The sequence below is a fragment of the Bradyrhizobium sp. WBAH42 genome, assembly GCF_024585265.1.
GTDB lineage: Bacteria > Pseudomonadota > Alphaproteobacteria > Rhizobiales > Xanthobacteraceae > Bradyrhizobium.
This window is the reverse complement of record NZ_CP036533.1, coordinates 1,784,918-1,805,130: the sequence shown is the minus strand read 5'-3', so window position 1 is coordinate 1,805,130 and position 20,213 is coordinate 1,784,918. Positions and strand designations below refer to the sequence as shown.

20 protein-coding genes are annotated in these 20,213 nt (G+C 65.3%); 14 read left to right on the top strand and 6 right to left on the bottom strand.

What is annotated here, in order from left to right:
* Positions 1–73: 73 nt before the first annotated feature.
* Positions 74–835, bottom strand: a complete 762-nt coding sequence (locus DCG74_RS08410; protein ID WP_172787048.1) for an SDR family oxidoreductase — start codon at positions 833–835, stop codon at positions 74–76.
* 121 nt (positions 836–956) lie between these two features.
* On the opposite strand from DCG74_RS08410, the gene DCG74_RS08405 reads away from it, so the two are divergent.
* Entirely contained in the window at positions 957–1,469 is a 513-nt protein-coding gene (locus DCG74_RS08405; protein WP_172787047.1) for a CvpA family protein, read from the top strand.
* A gap of 126 nt (positions 1,470–1,595) precedes the next feature.
* Positions 1,596–2,378 carry an SDR family oxidoreductase gene (locus tag DCG74_RS08400; protein WP_122405833.1) on the top strand — a complete coding sequence of 261 codons (783 nt, stop codon included), beginning with the start codon at positions 1,596–1,598 and terminating at the stop codon, positions 2,376–2,378.
* A 184-nt stretch (positions 2,379–2,562) separates the two neighbouring features.
* Here DCG74_RS08400 and DCG74_RS08395 read toward each other — a convergent pair whose 3' ends face one another.
* On the bottom strand, positions 2,563–3,039 hold the full coding sequence (locus DCG74_RS08395; protein ID WP_172787046.1) for a DUF3775 domain-containing protein: 477 nt from the start codon (positions 3,037–3,039) through the stop codon (positions 2,563–2,565).
* A 127-nt stretch (positions 3,040–3,166) separates the two neighbouring features.
* Here DCG74_RS08395 and DCG74_RS08390 point away from each other — a divergent pair, with 127 nt between their 5' ends.
* The 8 genes from DCG74_RS08390 to DCG74_RS08355 all read left to right on the top strand — a co-directional run bounded on the left by DCG74_RS08390 (position 3,167) and on the right by DCG74_RS08355 (position 11,361).
* A complete protein-coding gene (locus DCG74_RS08390) occupies positions 3,167–4,018 on the top strand; it encodes an MBL fold metallo-hydrolase (RefSeq protein WP_172787045.1) in 852 nt (283 codons plus the stop codon).
* 207 nt (positions 4,019–4,225) lie between these two features.
* Positions 4,226–5,068 carry a fumarylacetoacetate hydrolase family protein gene (locus tag DCG74_RS08385; RefSeq protein ID WP_172787044.1) on the top strand — a complete coding sequence of 281 codons (843 nt, stop codon included), beginning with the start codon at positions 4,226–4,228 and terminating at the stop codon, positions 5,066–5,068.
* Between the two features lie 166 nt (positions 5,069–5,234).
* Complete coding sequence (locus tag DCG74_RS08380) at positions 5,235–5,846, top strand: glutathione S-transferase family protein (RefSeq protein ID WP_172787043.1); 612 nt, start codon at positions 5,235–5,237, stop codon at positions 5,844–5,846.
* Positions 5,847–5,862: 16 nt separating this feature from the next.
* Complete coding sequence (locus DCG74_RS08375; protein WP_172787042.1) at positions 5,863–6,732, top strand: MBL fold metallo-hydrolase; 870 nt, start codon at positions 5,863–5,865, stop codon at positions 6,730–6,732.
* A gap of 211 nt (positions 6,733–6,943) precedes the next feature.
* Entirely contained in the window at positions 6,944–8,092 is a 1,149-nt protein-coding gene (locus DCG74_RS08370) for an alpha/beta fold hydrolase (protein ID WP_172787041.1), read from the top strand.
* 65 nt (positions 8,093–8,157) lie between these two features.
* Entirely contained in the window at positions 8,158–9,129 is a 972-nt protein-coding gene (gene mbfA, locus DCG74_RS08365; RefSeq protein ID WP_172787040.1) for an iron exporter MbfA, read from the top strand.
* Positions 9,130–9,371: 242 nt separating this feature from the next.
* A complete protein-coding gene (locus DCG74_RS08360; RefSeq protein WP_172787039.1) occupies positions 9,372–10,844 on the top strand; it encodes an amidase in 1,473 nt (490 codons plus the stop codon).
* A 163-nt stretch (positions 10,845–11,007) separates the two neighbouring features.
* Positions 11,008–11,361: a nuclear transport factor 2 family protein gene (locus DCG74_RS08355; protein ID WP_172787038.1), complete on the top strand. Its 354-nt coding sequence runs from the start codon at positions 11,008–11,010 to the stop codon at positions 11,359–11,361.
* Positions 11,362–11,509: 148 nt separating this feature from the next.
* Here DCG74_RS08355 and DCG74_RS08350 read toward each other — a convergent pair whose 3' ends face one another.
* Both DCG74_RS08350 and DCG74_RS08345 read right to left on the bottom strand, forming a co-directional pair.
* Positions 11,510–12,598: a Zn-dependent alcohol dehydrogenase gene (locus DCG74_RS08350; RefSeq protein ID WP_172787037.1), complete on the bottom strand. Its 1,089-nt coding sequence runs from the start codon at positions 12,596–12,598 to the stop codon at positions 11,510–11,512.
* A 201-nt stretch (positions 12,599–12,799) separates the two neighbouring features.
* A complete protein-coding gene (locus DCG74_RS08345) occupies positions 12,800–14,584 on the bottom strand; it encodes an acyl-CoA dehydrogenase family protein (protein ID WP_172787036.1) in 1,785 nt (594 codons plus the stop codon).
* Positions 14,585–14,805: 221 nt separating this feature from the next.
* Between DCG74_RS08345 and DCG74_RS08340 the strand changes: the two genes are divergently transcribed.
* Both DCG74_RS08340 and DCG74_RS08335 read left to right on the top strand, forming a co-directional pair.
* On the top strand, positions 14,806–15,507 hold the full coding sequence (locus DCG74_RS08340) for an SDR family oxidoreductase (protein ID WP_172787035.1): 702 nt from the start codon (positions 14,806–14,808) through the stop codon (positions 15,505–15,507).
* Between the two features lie 123 nt (positions 15,508–15,630).
* Positions 15,631–16,461: an enoyl-CoA hydratase gene (locus tag DCG74_RS08335; RefSeq protein ID WP_172787034.1), complete on the top strand. Its 831-nt coding sequence runs from the start codon at positions 15,631–15,633 to the stop codon at positions 16,459–16,461.
* A gap of 181 nt (positions 16,462–16,642) precedes the next feature.
* Here the strand turns inward: DCG74_RS08335 and DCG74_RS08330 are convergent, their stop codons facing one another.
* Both DCG74_RS08330 and DCG74_RS08325 read right to left on the bottom strand, forming a co-directional pair.
* Positions 16,643–17,266, bottom strand: a complete 624-nt coding sequence (locus DCG74_RS08330) for a GNAT family N-acetyltransferase (protein WP_172787033.1) — start codon at positions 17,264–17,266, stop codon at positions 16,643–16,645.
* Positions 17,267–17,333: 67 nt separating this feature from the next.
* Positions 17,334–17,537 carry a DUF1127 domain-containing protein gene (locus tag DCG74_RS08325; protein WP_172787032.1) on the bottom strand — a complete coding sequence of 68 codons (204 nt, stop codon included), beginning with the start codon at positions 17,535–17,537 and terminating at the stop codon, positions 17,334–17,336.
* A 110-nt stretch (positions 17,538–17,647) separates the two neighbouring features.
* On the opposite strand from DCG74_RS08325, the gene DCG74_RS08320 reads away from it, so the two are divergent.
* Complete coding sequence (locus tag DCG74_RS08320; RefSeq protein WP_172787031.1) at positions 17,648–18,547, top strand: transcriptional regulator GcvA; 900 nt, start codon at positions 17,648–17,650, stop codon at positions 18,545–18,547.
* A gap of 142 nt (positions 18,548–18,689) precedes the next feature.
* Complete coding sequence (locus DCG74_RS08315) at positions 18,690–20,021, top strand: MFS transporter (RefSeq protein WP_172787030.1); 1,332 nt, start codon at positions 18,690–18,692, stop codon at positions 20,019–20,021.
* Positions 20,022–20,213 lie beyond the last annotated feature (192 nt).

Sequence of the window (20,213 nt, the reverse complement as noted above, 5' to 3'; positions counted from 1 at the left end):
CTGTCATCGGGCCGCGCTTCGCGCGGACCCGTTGGCTCGCAATGACGATGTGGATAGGGCGGCGAATACACGTTCAACTCAGCAAAAACCCGCCGTCCACGGTCACCACGCTCCCCGTCATGTAGCGCGACGCATTCGACGCCAGCAGCAGAATCGCGCCGTCGAGATCGGATTCGGCGCCGACGCGGCGTTGCGGGATGCGTTTGGCGAGGCGCTCGCCTGATGGCGTCGACCAGAAGGCGTGGTTCATCTCGGTATCGATGTAGCCGGGCGCGAGCGCGTTGATGCGGATGTTCTGGCCCGCGAGCTCCAGCGCCATCGCTCTCGTCGCCTGGATGATGCCGGCCTTGGAGATCGCGTAAGGCGAGAGCGCCTTCAAGACGCCGGTGCCGAGCACGGAGGCGATGTTGACGATGTTGCCCGGCTGCTTGCGCGCGATCATGCGGCGCGCCACTTCGGTCGCGAGGAAATAGGCGCCCTTGAGATTGGCGCCGATCACCGCATCCCAATCCGCCTCGGTCTGCTCGGTCGCGAGCTTCTCGATGGCGATGCCGGCATTGTTGATCAGCACGGTGACGGGACCGAGCGCGGCTTCGGCGGCATCGACCGCCTTGGCGATCGAGGCGGTGTCGGTGACGTCGAGCGCGACCGCCGCAGCGCGGCCGCCCTTGCCGCGGATTTCCTCTTCCAGGCTCTTCAACTTGTCGGTCTGCCGTGCGGCCAGCGCGACGGCCGCGCCATGCGCCGCCAGCACGCGGGCAAATTGCCGGCCCAGCCCCTGGCTCGCACCGGTGACGAGGATGGTTTCTTTACTGACGTCGAACAGGTCTGACATGACGCGTTCCTTGCGCGGTTCCCTTGGGCTTTGGAGCCACCAATACAGACGATTTTAGCGATCTGAAACCGGAATGATCGGCTCGGCGTTCATTCGTTCCGTCGAGGCAGGGCTTTCGCGTATGAACAGTTTCGATCTCGCCGTTTACGCCGCGCTTGCCGTCGCGGTCGGCTTGGGGTTCAGGACCGGGCTGCTGCGCAGCGCCATGACCATCCTCGCCTATCTGCTCGCGGCGCCGATCGCGGTGGCGCTGATGCCGCTGATCGCACCGCAGATCGCCGGCAATCCGAACTCCCCGCTGCTGCAAAACTGGATCTGGTTCTTCGCCATCTTCGTGGTCGTCGGCATGCTGTTCGGCCAGATCGGCCGCGTTGCGTTGAACGACACGATCGGCGAGACCGGCATCGGCGACCGGCTCGGCGGCGCCGCGCTCGGCGCCGCCAGGGTCGGCCTCGTCGCCACCACCTTGGTGCTGGTGTTCGACCAGATCGTGCCGACGAACCGCCAGCCGCCCTTCCTCGCCGGCTCGCATCTGCGGCCGCTGTTCTCGACCGTGGGCCAGATGGGCTTCAAGTCGCTGCCGCCAGAAGCCGCCGCCGCGATCGATCGCCTCAAGCAGGAGCGGCGGATCTAGTCCGCTTTTGCATCACCCGATCGCGCGCCATGCATTTTGGTGCGAGCCCCTCCCTTATCAGCGGCGTCGCACTTGGCTAGAGTGCGGCCCGTCCAAAACCTGCCTGATAGTTACGGGAGTGAAACAGTGGATCTTGGGATCAAAGGTCGCCGCGCCATCGTCTGCGCATCCAGCAAGGGCCTCGGCCGCGCCTGCGCCATCTCGCTGGCGGAGGCCGGCGTTCACGTCACGCTGACCGCGCGTGGCGCCGAAGCCCTGAAGAAGACGGCCGATGAGATCCGCAAGGCCTATCCCGACGTGACGGTCACCGAGATCGTCGGCGACATCACGACGCCGGCGGGCCGCGAGGCGGTGCTGAAGGCCTGCCCCGAGCCCGACATCCTGATCAACAATGCCGGCGGCCCGCCGCCCGGCGATTTCCGCAACTGGACCCGCGACGACTGGATCAAGGCGATCGACGCCAACATGCTCACCCCGATCGAGCTGATCAAGGCGACCGTGGACGGCATGATGGCGCGCAAGTTCGGCCGCATCGTCAACATCACCTCGGCGGCGGTGAAGGCGCCGATCGACATCCTCGGCCTCTCCAACGGCGCACGCGCCGGCCTCACCGGCTTCATCGCCGGCCTGTCGCGCAAGACTGTCATCAACAACGTCACCATCAATGGCTTGTTGCCGGGCCCGTTCGAGACCGATCGACTCACCGGCACCGCGAAAGCCGAGGCCGACAAGCGCGGCGTCAGCCCTGAGCAGATCCTGGCGGAGCGCGCCAAGCTCAACCCCGCCGGCCGCTTCGGCCAGCCCGACGAGTTCGGCTATGCCTGCGCCTTCCTGTGCGGCGCCAAGGCCGGCTTCATCACCGGACAGAACATCCTGCTGGATGGTGGTGCTTTCCCGGGGACGCTGTAACGCATCATCGCAGGTGTACTCCCTCGCCCCGTTCTTACGGGGCCGCGACGAGCTTCGCTCGCGCTGAGAGGGTTGGGGTGAGGGGCTGCTGCAGCAAACACGGTGACAGTCGGACTCGCGGAGAGTCCCCCTCACCCGGCGCTTCGCGCCGACCTCTCCCCGCAAGCGGGGCGAGGTAAGATCATCACCGCTGCTTGGTCGGCTCGTCCTCATCCTGCTGGCTCGGAGCGGAGGAATCGGCGGTGGTGCGCTCATCGGTCCAATCGACGCCGAATTCGTCGAGGCCGTTCGCAAGCAGGTCGCCCAGCATCGGCTCGCCGAGCAGATAGTGCACGGTTTCGCGGCGCGGGCTGCCATACTCGCGCCGCGCCTCCACCGCGCGGGCGCGCAGATCGTCCCATTCATCGATCGAGCCGTCGCCGCGGCCGAGCCAGGTCAGCGCGACGAGATCGAGTTGCTCGTCCTCGTTCAAGGCGATCATGAAGCTTCCGAGCTCCTGGACGACAGGATCGGAGCCGTCGTCGTCGAGGACGTCCATCATATCGTCATCGGCCGCGTTCGAGCCGGAGTCGGGATCAGAAGCCCCCTCCTTGACGTCGAATTCGCGCGCCTTCTCGATGATGAAGGCGACCTTGTCCGCGGAAATCGCAAGCTCTGGCATGGCTTCCCCTTCGGCGTCTGTCTCGGGTTCCGGCGATAACGCCGCACCGCGTCAGATGATCCATTGCGCTCGATGGCAGAAAATGTGCATGTTCCAGCGCAAGAGCAAGAATACGGGGAGGCGCCGGATGCAGTGGAAGGTCGGCAAGGTCAGGATCACGAAATTCGTCGAAATGGAGACGGTCGGCTCGACCCGCTTCATCCTGCCGGCAGCCACCAATGACGAGATCCAGAAGCTGCCCTGGCTGATCCCGCATTACGCCACAGAAGAAGGCCGACTGAAGATGTCGATCCATTCGCTCGTGGTGCAGACACCCTCGCGCCGCATCGTGGTCGATACCGGCCTCGGCAACGACAAGCAGGGCCGCAGCGTGCCCACCTGGAACAACCGCAGCTCGCCGTTCCTGGAGACGATGATTGCGGCCGGCTTTCCGCCCGACAGCATCGACACCGTGCTGTGCACGCACCTTCACGTCGACCATGTCGGCTGGAATACACGACTGGTCGATGGCCGATGGGTGCCGACCTTCCCGAAGGCGCGTTATGTCTTCGGCAAGACCGAATATGAGCATTGGCGTGATGACACGGCCGAGCCGGACAAGGTCGCGGTGTTCAACGATTCCGTGAAGCCGGTGGTCGATGCCGGCCAGGCCGAGCTGGTCCCGAGCGACCACCGGCTCTGCGAGGAGATCAAGCTGATTCCGACCCCCGGTCACAGCCCGGGGCATATGAGCGTCCTGATCGAATCCGACGGCGAGCAGGCGCTTCTGACCGGCGACGTCGCCCATCATCCGTGCCAGATGGCGCATCTGGAGTGGTGCTCGACGGTGGATACCAACCCCGCGCAATCGGCGGCAAGCCGGCGCGCGGTGTTCTCGCGCTTCGCCGACACGCCGACGCTGGTGATCGGCGGGCACTACTCGGCCGGGCATATCAAGCGGGATGGGGACGCGTTCAGGTTTGTGGCGCTGCAATCATAGGCTTCGTAGGGTGGGCAAAGCGAAGCGTGCCCACCGGTCCGGGCTAACTGGAAGAGATGGTGGGCACGGCGCCTTGCGCCTTTGCCCACCCTACGAGCGCCGGAATCGGGGGGCTGCAATGCGCCGCTTTTGAGCGGTTGAATTTCCTGCCGCCCTGTTCCAAGAAGCTATTCAACCGATCGGTCCAATCTCCAGGGAGAAACGAGAATGAAGCTTGTTCGTTATGGCGAGAAGGGGGCGGAAAAGCCCGGCCTGATCGACAGATCCGGCCAGTTGCGCGACCTGTCGGTGCATGTGAATGACCTCACGGGTGAGGCCTATTCGCCGGAATCTTTGAAGAAGCTGGCGGCGCTCGATCCCGCCTCGCTGCCCGCCGTGTCCGGCAAGCCGCGGTTCGGCGCGCCCGTCACCGGCATCTCGAAATTCGTGGCGATCGGCCTCAACTATTCCGATCATGCCAAAGAGACCGGCGCGGAGATCCCGAGCGAGCCGATCATCTTCATGAAGGCCAACACCTCGCTGTCGGGCCCGAACGATCCGGTCGAGAAGCCGCGCGGCTCGACCAAGCTCGACTGGGAGGTCGAGATCGCCGCCATCATCGGCACCCGCGCCAAATACGTCTCGGAAGCCGACGCGCTGAACCACGTCGCGGGCTATTGCGTCTGCAACGACGTCTCCGAGCGCGCCTTCCAGATCGAGCGCCTGGGCCAGTGGACCAAGGGCAAGTCGCACGACACGTTCGGCCCGCTCGGGCCGTGGCTCGCGACCAAGGACGAGATCAAGGACGTGCAGAACCTGTCGATGTGGCTCGACGTCAACGGCCAGCGCCGCCAGACCGGCTCGACCAAGACCATGATCTTCTCGATGGCCAAGTGCATCTCCTATGTCTCGCAGTTCATGACGCTCCTGCCCGGCGACGTCATCACCACCGGCACCCCTCCCGGCGTCGGCCTCGGCATGAAGCCGCCGACCTTCCTCAATGTCGGCGACGTCGTGACGCTCGGCATCGAAGGTCTCGGCGAGCAGCGCCAGGAGATCATCGCGGCGTAAGGCCTCCGCTCTCTCCCCGGCATTGCGAGCGAAGCGAAGCAATCCAGAATCCCACCGCGGCGACACTCTGGATTGCTTCGTCGCCAGCGCAAAATTGCTTTGCAATTTGTCGCGGGCTCCTCGCAATGACGAAAACCAATTGCCGGTCACCGCGCAGGACATTCCCATGAAGCTCACCTTCTCCCCCGCCTCGCCCTTTGCCCGCAAGGTGCGCATCGCTGCGATCGAGCTCGGGCTGATCGACAAGATCGAGCTCGTGCCCGCGAGCGTCGCGCCGGGCACGGCCAACGCGGACTATTCGAAGATCACGCCGCTGAAGAAGCTGCCGGTGCTGATCACCAACGACGGCGACGTGATCCTGGATTCCTACGTCATCGTCGAATATCTCAACGAGATGGCCGGCGGCAGCCTGATCCCGGATTACGGCCCGCGGCGCTGGAAGGCCAAGACCAATCACTCGCTGATCAACGGCATGCTCGATTCCATGCTGCTGTGCCGCTACGAGAAGATGGTGCGGCCGCAAGGCCTGCAATGGCAGGCCTGGTCGGACGATCACTGGAACAGGGCCTGGACCGGCATGGCGCGCTTCGAGAACATGCCCGACGTGCTGAACGGCCCGTTCGACATCTCGCAGATCGGCCTCGTTTGCGTGCTCGGCTATGCCGACTTCCGCTTCGCCGATTGCGGCTGGCGCAAGGCCTATCCGAAGCTCGACGCCTTCCACCAGAAGATGCTGGAGCGGCCCTCGGTGAAAATCTCGGTGCCGCCGCCCGCATAAAATTTCGGGAGTTCTCATGAGCCTCAAATTCTCGGTCGGCGATCTCACCATCCATCGCGTCATCGAGCAGGAGACCTCGTTCGTCCCGGCGCTGGAGATGCTGCCGGGACTGACGGCGGACGTGCTGGCCGAGAACCGGGCCTGGATGCGCGAGGCGAAGGCGCTGGACGAGCAGGACGTGCTGCTGCTGTGCTTCCAGTCCTACGTGGTGAAGACACCGCACCACACCATCCTGATCGACAGCTGCATCGGCAACGACAAGCCGCGCCCCAATCGGCCGAAATGGAACATGAAGACCGACGACACGTATCTGCGCGGCCTCAGCGCCGCCGGGTTCGGGGTCGACGACATCGACTTCGTGATGTGCACACATCTGCATGTCGACCACGTCGGCTGGAACACGCGGCTTCAGAACGGCCGCTGGGTGCCGACCTTCCCCAAGGCGCGTTACATCTTCGCCAGGCAGGAATTCGATCACTGGTCCGAGCAGAATGCGAAGACGGAGGTCCCGCCTTTCGCTGACAGCGTGTTGCCGGTGGTCGAGGCTAACAGGCACGAGCTCGTCGGCAACGACCACGAGATCGGCGACCACGTCCGCATCCTGCCGACACCCGGCCACACGCCCGGCCATATCGCCATCACGATGGGCCGCGGCAAGGACGATGCGGTGTTCTCCGGCGACCTCATGCACTCGCCGCTGCAGACGCTCTATCCGGAGCTGTCGATCAAATTCGACGTCGATCCGGCCGCAGCCGCGAAAACGCGCCGCAGCTTCCTGGAACGCTATTGCGACACCGACACGCTGTGCTGCACGGCGCATTTTCCCTCGCCGTCGGTTGGGAAGATCCGGCGCAAGGGCAACGCGTTCGTGTGTGAGTCGGTGTGATTTAGCCGAGCTCGCACGGCGAACTTCCAGTCCTCCCCTGGAGGGGGAGGATCGGTTCGCATGCAGCGAAGCGGAATGCGAACCGAGGTGGGGTGACGGTCTATCCTCGTTGAATACTGCCCGAGTGGAGAGATCACCCCACCCCGCTCGCGCTTCGCGCGATCGACCCTCCCCCCAGGGGAGGGTAAGAGACGCTCAAGTGGAGTAAACGATGACCGCACTCCCCGACATCCCCCTCCCCGCCGGGATCCGCTCGCGCTACGTCGACGGCATCAACGGCTTGCGGATGCATGTGCTGGAGGCCGGCTTCGAGACCAAGGGCCGGCCCTGTATCCTGCTGCTGCACGGCTTTCCCGAGCTTGCCTTCTCCTGGCGCAAGGTGATGCCGACACTCGCCGCGGCCGGCTACCACGTGATCGCACCGGACCAGCGCGGCTATGGCCGCACGACGGGATGGAACGCGGAGCATGGCGACGATCTCGCGCCGTTCTCGCTCTTCAATCTCGTGCGCGATGCGCTCGGCCTGGTGTCGGCGTTCGGTTACAGGCAGGTCGATCTCGCCGGGCACGATTTCGGCAGCCCGGTTGCGGCCTGGTGCGCCTTGATCCGGCCCGACGTGTTTCGCTCGGTGACGCTGATGAGCGCGCCGTTCGGCGGACCGCCGCCGTTGCCGTTCGGCACCGTCGACAATCCGGCAAAGCCCGCGGAGGAAGACCCCGTGCATCGCGAGCTCGCCGCGCTGCCGCGGCCGCGCAAGCACTATCAATGGTACTACGCGACCCGTCCGGCCAACGCCGACATGCAGCACGCGCCGCAAGGCGTGCATGATTTCCTGCGCGCCTATTATCATCACAAGAGCGCGGACTGGACCGACAACAAGCCCTTTCCGCTGCAAGCATGGTCGGCGCAGGAGCTGGCGAAGCTGCCGACCTATTACGTGATGGACTTGCACGAGACCATGGCGGAGACGGTCGCGAAGGAGATGCCCTCGCCCGCCGCAATCGCCGCGAACCTATGGCTGCCGGACAGCGACCTCACCTATTACAGCGCCGAATACAGCCGCACAGGATTTCAGGGCGGGCTGCAATGGTACCGCTACGGCACGTCGGGCATGCTCAACAACGAGATGCAATTGTTTGCCGGCCGCAGCATCGACGTGCCCTCCTGCTTCATCTCGGGCAAGCAGGATTGGGGCACTTATCAGCGGCCGGGCGTATTCGAGGCGATGCAGGGCCGCGGCTGCACCAAGATGCTCGGCTGCCATCTCGTCGACGACGCCGGCCATTGGGTGCAACAGGAGCAGCCGGCCGCGGTGAGCCGGCTGCTGCTCGACTTCCTCGCAAAAGCCCACACGGCCTGATTTGACCCGCAACCGGCAGCGCCCTATAGTTTAGAACTATTCTAAACTATAGTGACAGGGCCGCCGTGAAGACTTTTGCCGATCTGACTGAGCGCGAGGTGCTGGCGGTCGCGATCTCCTCCGAGGAGGAGGACAGCCGCATCTACATGACCTTCGCCGAAGATCTGAAGGAGCGCTATCCGGACTCGGCAAAACTGTTCGAGCAGATGGCCGAGGAGGAGCGCGGCCATCGCCACATGCTGCTGGAATTGTACGAGCAGCGCTTCGGGCAGCACCTGCCGCCGATCCGCCGCGAGGACGTCAAAGGCTTTCTGCGCCGCCGCCCGATCTGGCTGACCAAGAACCTGCCGCTCGACACGATCCGCCGGGAAGTCGAGACCATGGAGCTCGAGGCCGAGCGCTTCTACGCCAAGGCCGCCGAGCAGGCCGAGGACGTCAACGTACGCCGGCTGCTCGGCGATCTCGCCGAGGCCGAGAAGAGCCACGAGCACACCGCGGCGAGGCTGACCGACGAGATCCTGAAGCCCGACGTGCGCGCCGAGGAGGACCGCACGCGCCGGCGCATGTTCGTGCTGCAATATGTGCAGCCGGGCCTCGCCGGCTTGATGGACGGATCGGTCTCGACGCTGGCACCGCTGTTTGCGGCGGCGTTCGCCACGCACCAGAACTGGCAGACATTCCTGGTCGGCCTTGCCGCCTCGATCGGGGCCGGCATCAGCATGGGGTTTGCGGAAGCGCTGTCCGACGACGGCTCGCTGACGGGGCGCGGCTCGCCCTGGCTGCGCGGCATCACCTGCGGCGCGATGACGACGCTCGGCGGGCTCGGCCACACCGCGCCTTATCTGGTACCCGACAGCTGGGCCAATGCGTTCTGGATTGCAACAGCGATCGCCTGCGTCGTCGTGTTCTTCGAATTGTGGGCGATCGCCTTCATCCGCTCGCGCTACATGGACACGCCGTTCCTCCAGGCCGTGTTCCAGATCGTGCTCGGCGGCGCCATCGTGCTGGCGGTGGGGATCGTGATCGGGGCGGCGTAGTTCGCATCACATTCGCTGTCATGCCCCGGCTTGACCGGGGCATCCAGTACTCCGCGGCGGCAGTTCACTCACACAACTGGCGCCGCGGAGTACTGGATCGCCCGGTCAAGCCGGGCGATGACACCGACTTGGTGTTGGCTGTGCCGCTAAGGGCTAGCAGCATATCAATCTCGATCAAACAGACGTTGCGAGGTTGGGCCAAACTGCGCATCATCCTCGAACAACCAGAGCGGGAGAAGCGCGTGGCCGGATCGGAATGGAGTTTCAAGAGCGCGGTCGAATTGTCGGCCGCATTGAATGCGAGGAAGGTCTCGGCGGTCGAGCTCACGCAGGATGCGATCGCGCGTATCGACCGGCACGACGGCAGCATCAACGCGGTGTGCGTGCGCGATTTCGATCGCGCGCTCGTCGCGGCGCGCGAAGCGGATGCGGCGCTGGCGCGCGGCGAGCGCAAGCCGCTGCTCGGCCTGCCCACGACAATCAAGGAATCCTTCAACATCGCCGGCCTGCCGACGACCTGGGGATTCGTGCCGCAGAAGGACTTCAAGCCCGTGGAAGACGCGCTGGCGGTGGCCCGCATCAAGCAGGCCGGCGGCGTGATCCTCGGCAAGACCAACGTGCCGGTCGGGCTCGGCGACTGGCAGAGCTACAACGACATCTACGGCACCACCAACAACCCCTACGATCTCGGCCGCACGCCGGGCGGTTCGTCCGGTGGATCGGCGGCAGCCCTCGCCGCAGGCTATTGCGCGCTCGCCACCGGCTCGGACATCGGCGGTTCCCTGCGTGCGCCGGCATTTCATTGCGGCGTCTTCGCCCACAAGCCGACCATCAATCTCTGCGCGGCGCGCGGCGAGACCCCGCCGCCGTTTCCAGCGATTCCGCGCGAGGGCGACCTCGCCGTCATCGGACCGATGGCGCGCACGGCGGCGGACCTGTCCTTGCTGCTCGACGTCATGGCGGGACCCGATCCGCTCGACGGGGGGATCGCCTACAAGCTCGACTTGCCTGCCGCACGGCATCAATCGCTGCGGGATTTTCGTGTCCTGGTGATCGACAGCCATCCGCTGCTGCCGAGCGACCAGGATGTCCGCGGCGCGATCGACAAGCTTGCAACCGACCTTGCAAAGGCCGGCGTCGCCGTCGCACGCGAGAGCGCGCGGCTTCCGGACTTCGCGGAGACGTCGCGGCTCTACATGCGCATGCTGCTGGGCTTCCTCGGCGCGTTCTTACCTCCCGACGAACTGGCGGATGCGCAGGCAGGGGCAAGCCAGCTCTCGCCGGAGGACACGAGCCTCGGCGCCGAGCGACTGCGCGGTATCACCGCGAGCCACCGCGCCTGGGTGCTCGATGCGGGTAGCCGCGCCGTCCTCCGCGCGCAATGGCGGGCATTGTTCAAGAGCTTCGACGCGGTGATCTGCCCGATCATGCCGACGCCGGCCTTTCCGCACGATCACTCGCCGGAGCAGCGCCTGCGAACGATCAGCATCGACGGCAAGGACTACCCCTATTCCGACCAACTCGCCTGGCCGGGCATCGCAACGCTTCCGGGCTTGCCTGCGACGGCGGTTCCGCTCGGCCTGTCGAAAGGCGGCCTGCCCGTCGGCATGCAGATCGTCGGTCCGTGGTTAGAAGATCGGACGCCGCTCAAGCTCGCCGAGCTGATCGAGCGGGAGTTCGGCGGCTTCGTGCCGCCGCCACTATTTGGTGATTAGTCCTTCCCGTCATTGCGAGGAGCTCTTGCGACGAAGCAATCCAGACTGCGTCCGCGGAGACATTTCTGGATTGCTTCGCTTCGCTCGCAATGACGGAGTAAGATAACAATCGAGATTCCAGGTTCGCGCTCCGCGCGCCCTGGAATGAGGGGGAGGAAGCACCATGAGTCAGGATCTCGAGCAGCTCACCGCACTCAATCGCGACTACGTCGCCGCCGTGCAGAACTGCGACGTCAAGCGCTTCGACGAGATCCTGGCCCCGGAGTTCTATTGCTCCAATCCCGACAAGACGCTGGTCGACCGCGCCGCCTTCCTGGAGCAGACGGCGCGGCCGATCGCGATCCGCAATTTGCATGCACACGACGTCAAGATCCGCATTATGGGCGACTTCGCGATCATCCACGCCGCGACGAGTTACACGACGGCGGACGGTCAGCAGGCGAGCGGGCGGTACACCGACTGCTGGGCAAAGAAGAACGGCAAGTGGCTCGCGGTGTCCGCGCACGTGTCGCGGTGAAGAAGGCACACTGACCACACACTCTCCGCTGTCATGCCCCGGCTTGACCGGGGCATCCAGTACGCCGCGGCAGTCGTTCATTCACACAAGTCCCGCCGCGGCGTACTGGATCGCCCGGTCAAGCCGGGCGATGACACCGTCACGGCCGCTAATTATCGAACACGATCACGCTGCGCAGCGTCTTGCCGGCTTTCATGTTGGCAAAGCCTTCGTTGATCTCACTCAGCTTCAGCTTGGCGGAGATCCAGTCCTCCAGATGCAGCCGGCCGCGCAGGTAGAAATCGACCAGGCGCGGCATGTCCACGCGGAAATGGTTCGAGCCCATCGAGGAGCCCTGGATCTTGCGCTCGCGCAGGAAGTCGAAGCCGTGCAGCTCGATCTTCTGGCCGAACGGGATCATGCCGACGATCGTGGCGGTGCCGCCGGAAGCGAGCATGCCGAACGCCTGCTCGGCAGTCTCCTTGCGGCCGAGCACCTCGAAGGAATGATGCACGCCGCCATTGGTGAGGTCGCGGACCTGCTTCACGACATCGCCGTCGGCCGGGTTGATGATGTCGGTCGCGCCCAGCTTGGTCGCGAGCTGGAGTTTTGCGGGATTGGTGTCGATGGCGATGATACGGCCGGCGCCGGCGATCTGCGCGCCGTTGATCGCGGCCATGCCGACGCCGCCGCAGCCGATCACGGCGACGGTCTCGCCGGCCGTCACCTTCGCCGTATTCACCACCGCGCCATAGCCGGTGATGACGCCGCAGCCGATCAGCGCGGCGAGATCGAGCGGCATGTCCCTGCGGATCTTCACGATGGCGTTCTCGTGCACCAGCATCTGCTCGGCGAAGGAGGAGAGATTGAGAAATTGGTGCAGCTTCTCCGGCTTCGACCATTGCATGCGGTTGGAGACGCCCGGCAGCATCTTCACCGTCGCGTCGGTGCAGAGCACGGTGCGGCCGGTGGTGCAATTGTCGCAGGTGCCACAGAAGACGGAGAGACACGTGACGACGTGGTCGCCCGGCTTGACATAGGTGACGTCGGAGCCGACCTGCTCGACCACGCCGGCGGATTCGTGCCCGAGCACCGCAGGCAGCGGATGCGGATAGAGCCCTTCCATGAAGTGCAGATCGGAATGGCAGAGGCCAGCGACCGCGGTGCGGATCAGCACCTCGCGCGGGCCAGGCTTCGGCAGGCTGATGTCCTCGATGACGAGCGGCTGGTTGACTTCATAGAGGACGGCGGCCTTCATCGGTGTTTCCTCGTTGTTTTTGTTTCACTCGTCGTCGACTCTGCACCTCTCCCGAAGGGAGAGGTCGGAAGCGCATCGAAGATGCGATTCCGGGTGAGGGGTTCGGGTCTCACGTGAGCGCGTAATCCCTCACCCGGATCGCTTACGCGATCCGACCTCTCCCTAGGGGAGAGGTGAACTGCGCTCGCTGCCACAGTTAGCCTACGCCGCCAGGACCAGTTCGCCAACCTCGCTCATGCTGGCTGCGCGATCGCCGAGCAGAAGTTCGGCGATCTTCGCCTGCGCGGCATTTTCCGTCAGCCGGAACGGATCGCTCGGCGTCACGCGATGGTCGATCACGAGGCGCGACAGCAGCAGCCGGCGCGCATCGCCGCGCATGTCGTGGATTCGGTGTGCTTCCCAGGCGAGGGCGACTGCGCTGGCGACGTGATAGAGCACGCTGGTGGCGCGGCGCGCATCCGCCTCGTTTTCGGACTTAGCCGCGACTTCGCGCGCGAAGCCGACGGCGCGGTCGGTGAGGCCACGCAGATGATCGCGCCAGGCCTGCGGCACCGAGGCGCTGTCGTCGAGCCGGGCGTGCAGATCGGCCGCGAGTGCGGATTCCGCGCCGTGACGACCGACCGCCCGCCGCAGCGCATCGATCGCGACGATGTTGCCGGTGCCTTCCCAGACCGAGCCGAGATGCGCATCGCGCAGCAGGCGGGCGGTGGCGAATTCCTCGATATAGCCGATGCCGCCGCGCATCTCGAGCGCATCGCCGCAGACTTTTCGCGCATCCCGCGTGGCGCGGAATTTCAGCGTCGGGGTCAGGATGCGCAGCAGCGCCGCCGCATCCTGGCTGCCGGCCTCGGCGCGGTCGAGCGCGTCCGCAGTGAGGAAGCTCATCGAGAGGCCCTGCTCCACCGGCAGCATGATCTTCAGCATCTGCCGCCGGCCCAGCGGCAGGTCGATGATGCGCTGGCCGAACACGACGCGGCTCTTCGCCACCGTCATCGCGTCATGATAGGCGCGGCGCATCAGCGCGGTGGACTTGACGCCGTTGGAGAGCCTCGAGGAGTTCACCATCTCGGCCATCTGCACGAAACCGCGGTCGAGCTTGCCGACGGCGTAGGCGATCGCACCTTCGAGCTTGATCTCGCCCGAGGCCATCGAGCGCGTGCCGAGCTTGTCCTTGAGGCGCACGATCCGGTAGTGGTTCTGGGTGCCGTCGTCGAGGAAGCGCGGCATCAGGAACAGGCCGACGCCGCGCGTGCCGGGCCCGGCACCTTCGGGCCGCGCCAGCAGCATCACGACTTTCGCATCGGCATTCGAGCAGAACCATTTCTCGCCATAGAGACGCCAATGGTCGCCCTCCTGCACCGCACGCGTGGTCAGCGTGCCGACGTCGGAGCCGCCTTCCTTCTCGGTCATGAACTGGCCGCCCTGCGTCAGCTTGCTCATGTCGGTCGAGGTCAGGCCGTCGAGATATTTCGCCTTCAGCGCCTCGCTGCCGAAATTCGCCAGGAGCTTGGCGCAGCCGTCAGTGACGTTGATCGGGCAGCCCATGCCGAATTCGGTCTGGTTGAACAGGAAGGTGAAGGCATGCTTGGCGACAACAGGGTATTTGTCCGGCCAGCCCATGATGCCCTTGGCGATCGAGAGCGCGTGGATGCCGAACTGGCCGAACGCGGCGTTCTCCAGCTCGCGATAGGCCGGGTGATATTCGATCCATTGCACGTCGCGGCCGAACTTGTCGCGCTGGTGCAGGATGGGCGTGTGGCGGTCGGCAAGCCGCGCGCATTCGTCGAGATGGCCGCCGGCGAGCTCGCCGAGGCGATCGAGATGCGGCTCGATGTGGCGGAACAGATTCTCCGGCAGATGAATGCGGAGCAGGTCCGTCAGCGCGGGATCGGCGCGGTAGAAATTCATGCCTGATGTATCGGGCGCCAGCAGGCCGGAGGGTGCGGCCGCGATATCTTTTGGCTGCGCTGTGACCGGTCCGGGCATGATCGTCCTCTTCGTTTCCGTCCGACGGCAATTCTTTGCGCTTGCCGCTTTGGATGATGTCGATCATGCTCCCGTCGCGGACAGCGATAAAGCCGCAAAATATCAGGGCGGCATGATCGCCGCGCGGGAGCAATTCGCCCTGCGGAATTGTGGCCGCGCCGGCTGGTTGTCCGCACGGACCGTGCCTAGATCAACGGCTCCTGTCTGCGAGAGATCACCAAATGGAACATCCGAAATACAAGATCGCCCTCATCGTCGGTGCCGGCGAAGGCCTCAGCGCATCGCTGGCGCGCCTGCTTGCGGCGCAGGGCATCCGCCTCGCCCTCGCTGCACGCAAGATCGAGAAGCTTGGCGCGCTCTGCACCGAGACCGGAGCGAAGGCCTATGCCTGCAACGCCACCGAGCCCGACGAGGTGGAGCGGCTGTTCGGCCTGGTCGAGCGCGAGATCGGCACGCCCGACCTCGTCGTCTACAATGCCTCCGGCCGGACGCGCGGGCCGTTCGTCGACCTCGTGCCGGCCGACGTCGCGCAGGCGATCGCGGTCAGCGCCTATGGCGGCTTCCTGGTGGCGCAGCAGGCGGCCAAGCGCATGCTGCCGAACCAGCACGGCGCGATCCTGTTCACCGGCGCCTCCGCCAGCGTCAAGGGCTATGCGCAGTCCGCTCCCTTCGCGATGGGCAAGTTCGCGCTGCGGGGCCTTGCGCAGAGCATGGCGCGCGAATTGTCGCCGCAGGGCATCCATGTCGCGCATTTCGTCATCGATGGCGGCATCAGGAGCGCGACGCGAAGCGAGCCGGCGGACAAGCCGGATTCGATGCTCGATCCCGACGCGATCGCACAGAGCTATTGGAACGTGCTGCAGCAGCCGCGCAGCGCCTGGAGCTGGGAGCTGGAGCTGCGGCCCTGGGTGGAGAGGTTTTGAAGCAAGCTAGCAACAACACCCGTCATTGCGAGGAGCGAAGCGACGAAGCAATCCAGACTGCCTCCACAGAAGGATTCTGGATTGCTTCGCTTCGCTCGCAATGACGATAGAGAGGGAGGCGACATGACCACGGAAACCACCATCGATACCGGCACCAATGAGCTCCTCTGCACGATCCGCGACCGCGTCGCGATCATTACGCTGAACCGGCCGGAGGCGCGCAATTCGCTGTCGGATGCGCTGACGCCGGCGCTGCGCACCATGATCCGGACCTGCGCAGAGGATCCGAACGTTGGCGCGCTGCTGCTGACCGGCGCGGGCGAAGCCTTCTGCGCCGGCGGCAACGTCAAGGGCATGGGCGCGCATCGCGATCCCAAGAAGCTCGAGATGTCGCTGGACGGTCGCATCGCCGATCTGCAGGAGCGGCAGCGGCTGCTCACCGGCGCGCTGGTGTCGGTGCGCAAGCCGACCATCGCTGCGCTCCCCGGCCCCGCGGTCGGCGCCGGGCTTGCCATCGCCATGGCCTGCGACATCCGCATCGCCGCGCAATCGGCCTTCGTCGCCACCGGCTATGCCCGCGTCGCGCTCAGCGGCGATTACGGCATCGCCTGGCTGCTGACTCGGCTGGTCGGCACCGCGCGGGCGCGCGAATTGATGTTCACCGGCGACCGCGTCGATGCCGCGCGCGCCGAAGCGATCGGGCTCGTCAACCGCGTCGTGCCCGACGACAAGTTGCAGACCGAGGCGTTCGCGCTGGCCAGATCGCTGGCCGGAGGCCCGCGCCTCGCGCTGCGCTACATGAAGGACAATCTCGACGAGGCCCTGCTGTTCGACTTCGAAACCGCGCGCGACCACGAAGCCGAACGGCTGGTCCGCCTCACCACGACCGCGGATCACAAGGAGGCGGTGCAGGCCTTCATCGAGAAGCGCAAGGCGGTTTTTACGGGGAAGTAATTAGGACCGTCATTCCGGGGCGATGCGCAGCATCGAGCCCGGAATCCATTGGGCTCCAAAACGCGCGGTGAAATGGATTCCGGGTTCGCGCTACGCGCGCCCCGGAATGACAATGGAGAGAGAGTGCGAAAGCACAAAAAAATGCCCGGCTCTGGCTTGGCCAGGCCGGGCTGCAGTCATGTCAGGCCGAGGCTGAGGGGCTGTCGGCCTGACGGGAAACGGCGGCGAGGCGCCAGCTCGCACAGGGAATGTCCTGCGGCGCGAGGTTGATCTCCTTGTCGAAGCGCACCAGCTTCCAATCATCAGGATGGTTGACGAACGTGAAGCCGGATTTGCGCGCGAGCGAGACCATGGTCTCGTTGGAGCGCAGCGTGTCGCCGAACATGTGCTCGGCTCGAAGCGCGGCGGCGCGGCATTCGAGGTTCTTCATCAGCGCGGTGGCGATGCCGTGGCCCTGCCAGCGGTCGTCGACCGAGAGGCCGAACTCGAGCGCCGCGGTCTCGGCATGGAAGGCATAGCGCGCTTCCGCCACGATAGTCTCGAATCCGTCGACCGTCATCGTCGCCACGACGGTGAAGCGATCGCGCTCGCCGACCTCGAGGAAATCGTGCAGCAGGCCCTTCGGCAATTCGCTGATCGCGCCGAAGAAGCGGTTGTAGCGGGAGCGGGTCGAGAGCGAGCGGAAATAGTGCTGGAGCTCGTCGGTGTCGCGCGGCTCGACGAAGCGGACATTGAGCCGCTCACCGTGCCTTGTGCGCAGCACGTCCGAATATTGCTTGAGGTCTTCGAGGCGAAGGGTGCTCATGACGCATGCCCTGCGGAAAGGGACCGCCGGCGCCCCTGTGCGCAGGCGGCGCCGGCCTGGCGGCCTATCAGGCCCGCCAGAAGGGTTTATCGGCCTCGTAGGCGATGTCGGACCAGGACAGCCCGACGTCGTGGAGGTCGCGGGCAGTCCAGTTGGTCAGCTCGCGCCGGGTCCGGTAGCGTTCGTGCCAGACGTGAAGGATCTCGCCGATCTGGTAGAAGACGCCGTGCGCATGATGATTTGTCATCGAGTTGTCGGTCAATGTAGACATTTTCAGCTCCTGGAGCTACGTTGACCGCTAATATCTGCCTCCTGTTGCGCCGCGACAAACGACAATTTGTACCTTTTCGCATGAAATAACGTCATGTATCCTGCTGCCAAATGACTGCCAGATTGCCCTCCCTGAACGGATTGCGGGCGTTCGAGGCCGCCGCACGCCATCTCAGCTTCACGCTCGCAGCCAGCGAGCTGAACGTGACCCAGACCGCGATCAGCCATCAGATCCGCAGGCTGGAGGAGGAGCTCGGCATCCGGCTGTTCATCCGGCAGAACCGGGCGTTGGCGTTGACGCCGGAGGCGCGCGACTATCTCCCGGGCGTCCGCGCCGCCTTCAACGATTTGCGCCTCGCCACCGACCGTCTCTTGCGCAAGGACGACGACAAGGTGCTGACGGTGTCGACGCTGGCCTCGCTCGCGGCCAAATGGCTGCTGCCGCGGCTGACCGACTTCCAGGAGCAGCATCCCGGCATCGACGTGCGCATCACCACCTCGACCAGCCTCGTCGACTTCCAGCGCGACAATGTCGATGCCGCGATCCGCTATGGCCGCGGCCAGTGGCCGGGCCTGCGTGCCGACTGGCTGATGGCCGACGAATTGTTTCCGGTGTGCAGCCCCTCGCTGCTGCGCGGCGACAAGCCGCTGCGCCGGCCCGAGGATTTGCGCAACCATCCGCTTCTGCACACGTCGAGCACCAACAGCGACGACTGGCGGCTATGGCTGACCGCGGCGGGCCAGCCGGCCGACATCGCACGGCACCCCGGCATCACCTTCGACATGATCTTCATGACCATCCAGGCCGCGATCGACGGCATCGGCGTCGCGATGGGCCGGACCTCCTACGTGCAGGACGATATCGCCAAGGGCCGGCTTGTTGTCCCCTTCAAGATCGCACTGCCCGCGGACGCCGGCTTCTACCTGGTCGCGCCGGAAGGCCATCGGGAGGCGCCGAAGCTGGCCGCGTTCCGACAATGGCTGATTGCTGCAACGCAAAATAAGGCCTGAAAAATCAGCAGCTTCCTCTGCAAAACGGATTGACTCGCCGCTTCTCGCGCGGGAAGGGGTATGACAGATTGTCGCAGCATCAATCTGTCGCCTTGCCGTGGATGATTCCCGGTCCGGCCACGTCTTGAAGGGGAGCAATGCCATGGCTGGACCAGCCACCTCAACCAATTCGCCCGCCATCAAGTCTCGCATCGGCGCGATCCTGCGCGCCACGAGCGGCAATTTCCTCGAGCAGTTCGACTTCTTCCTGTTCGGCTTCTATGCCGCCGCGATCGGCAAGGCGTTCTTCCCGTCCACCAACGAGACGGCGTCGCTGCTCAACACGTTCGGCGTGTTCTGGCTCGGCGCCCTGATGCGTCCGGTCGGCGCCATCGTGCTCGGGGCCTATATCGACCGCATCGGCCGCCGCCAGGGCCTGATCGTCACGCTCGGCATCATGGCCTTCGGCACCGTGGTGATCGCATTCTGCCCGAGCTATGCGACCATCGGCATCGCGGCGCCGATCATCGTGCTGATCGGCCGGCTGCTGCAAGGCTTCTCCGCCGGAGTCGAACTCGGCGGCGTGTCGGTGTATCTCGCGGAAATCGCAACGCCCGGCAATCGCGGCTTCTACACCTCGTTCCAATCGGCGAGCCAGCAGGTCGCGATCTTCGTGGCGTCGATCCTCGGCTTCATTCTTTCCGAGGTGATGCCGGCCGACACCGTCGCCGCCTGGGGCTGGCGCATTCCCTTCTTCGTCGGCTGCCTGATCATTCCCCTGATCTTCGTGCTGCGGCGGACGCTGGAGGAGACGCCGGCCTTCCTCGCCATGAGGAAGCATCCGACGACGCGCGAGGTGTTCGCCTCCGCGCTCGCCAACTGGCGCATCGTCGTCCTCGGCATGATGATCGCGATCCTGACCACGACGACGTTCTACTTCGTCACGGTGTACACGCCGACCTTCGGCAAGACCGTGCTGAAGCTATCAACGCAGGACGCGTTGCTGGTCACGTTGCTCGTCGCCGTCACCAATTTCATCTGGAATCCGGTCGGCGGCGCGCTGTCCGACCGCATCGGCCGCAAGCCGGTGCTGCTCGCCATCGCGGGCCTGTCGCTCGTCACCGCCTATCCGGCGCTGCACTGGCTGGTGGCGGCGCCGACCTTCGGCAAGCTGCTCGCGGTCGAGATGATGTTCTCGTTCTATTTCGGCGTCTACAGCGGCACCATGCTGGGCGCGCTGGTCGAGATCGTGCCGGCGCATGTGCGCACCACCTGCTTCTCGCTCGCCTTCGCGCTCGCCGCCGCCTTGTTCGGCACATTCACCCCGTTCGCCTCGACCTGGCTGATCGAACGCACCGGCGACAAGGCCTCGCCCGGTTTCTGGCTGATGTTCGCCGCGCTGCTCGGCATCATCGCGGCCTCGACGGTATACCGCGGCGGCGGCAAGGCGGTGCCGACCTATGATGCGGTGCCGGAGCCGGTGGCGGGGCGTTGATCGTCGTTCCGGGCGCTCCCTTCACCCTCCCCTGTAGGGGGAGGGTCGGTGCGCATGAAGCGAAGCGGAATGCGGACCGGGGTGGGGTGACGGTCCCTCCGCATCGAACGCCGCCCGTGAGGAGAGATCACCCCACCCCGCTCGCGCTTCGCGCGATCGACCCTCCCCCTCCAGGGGAGGGTAAGAGCGGGG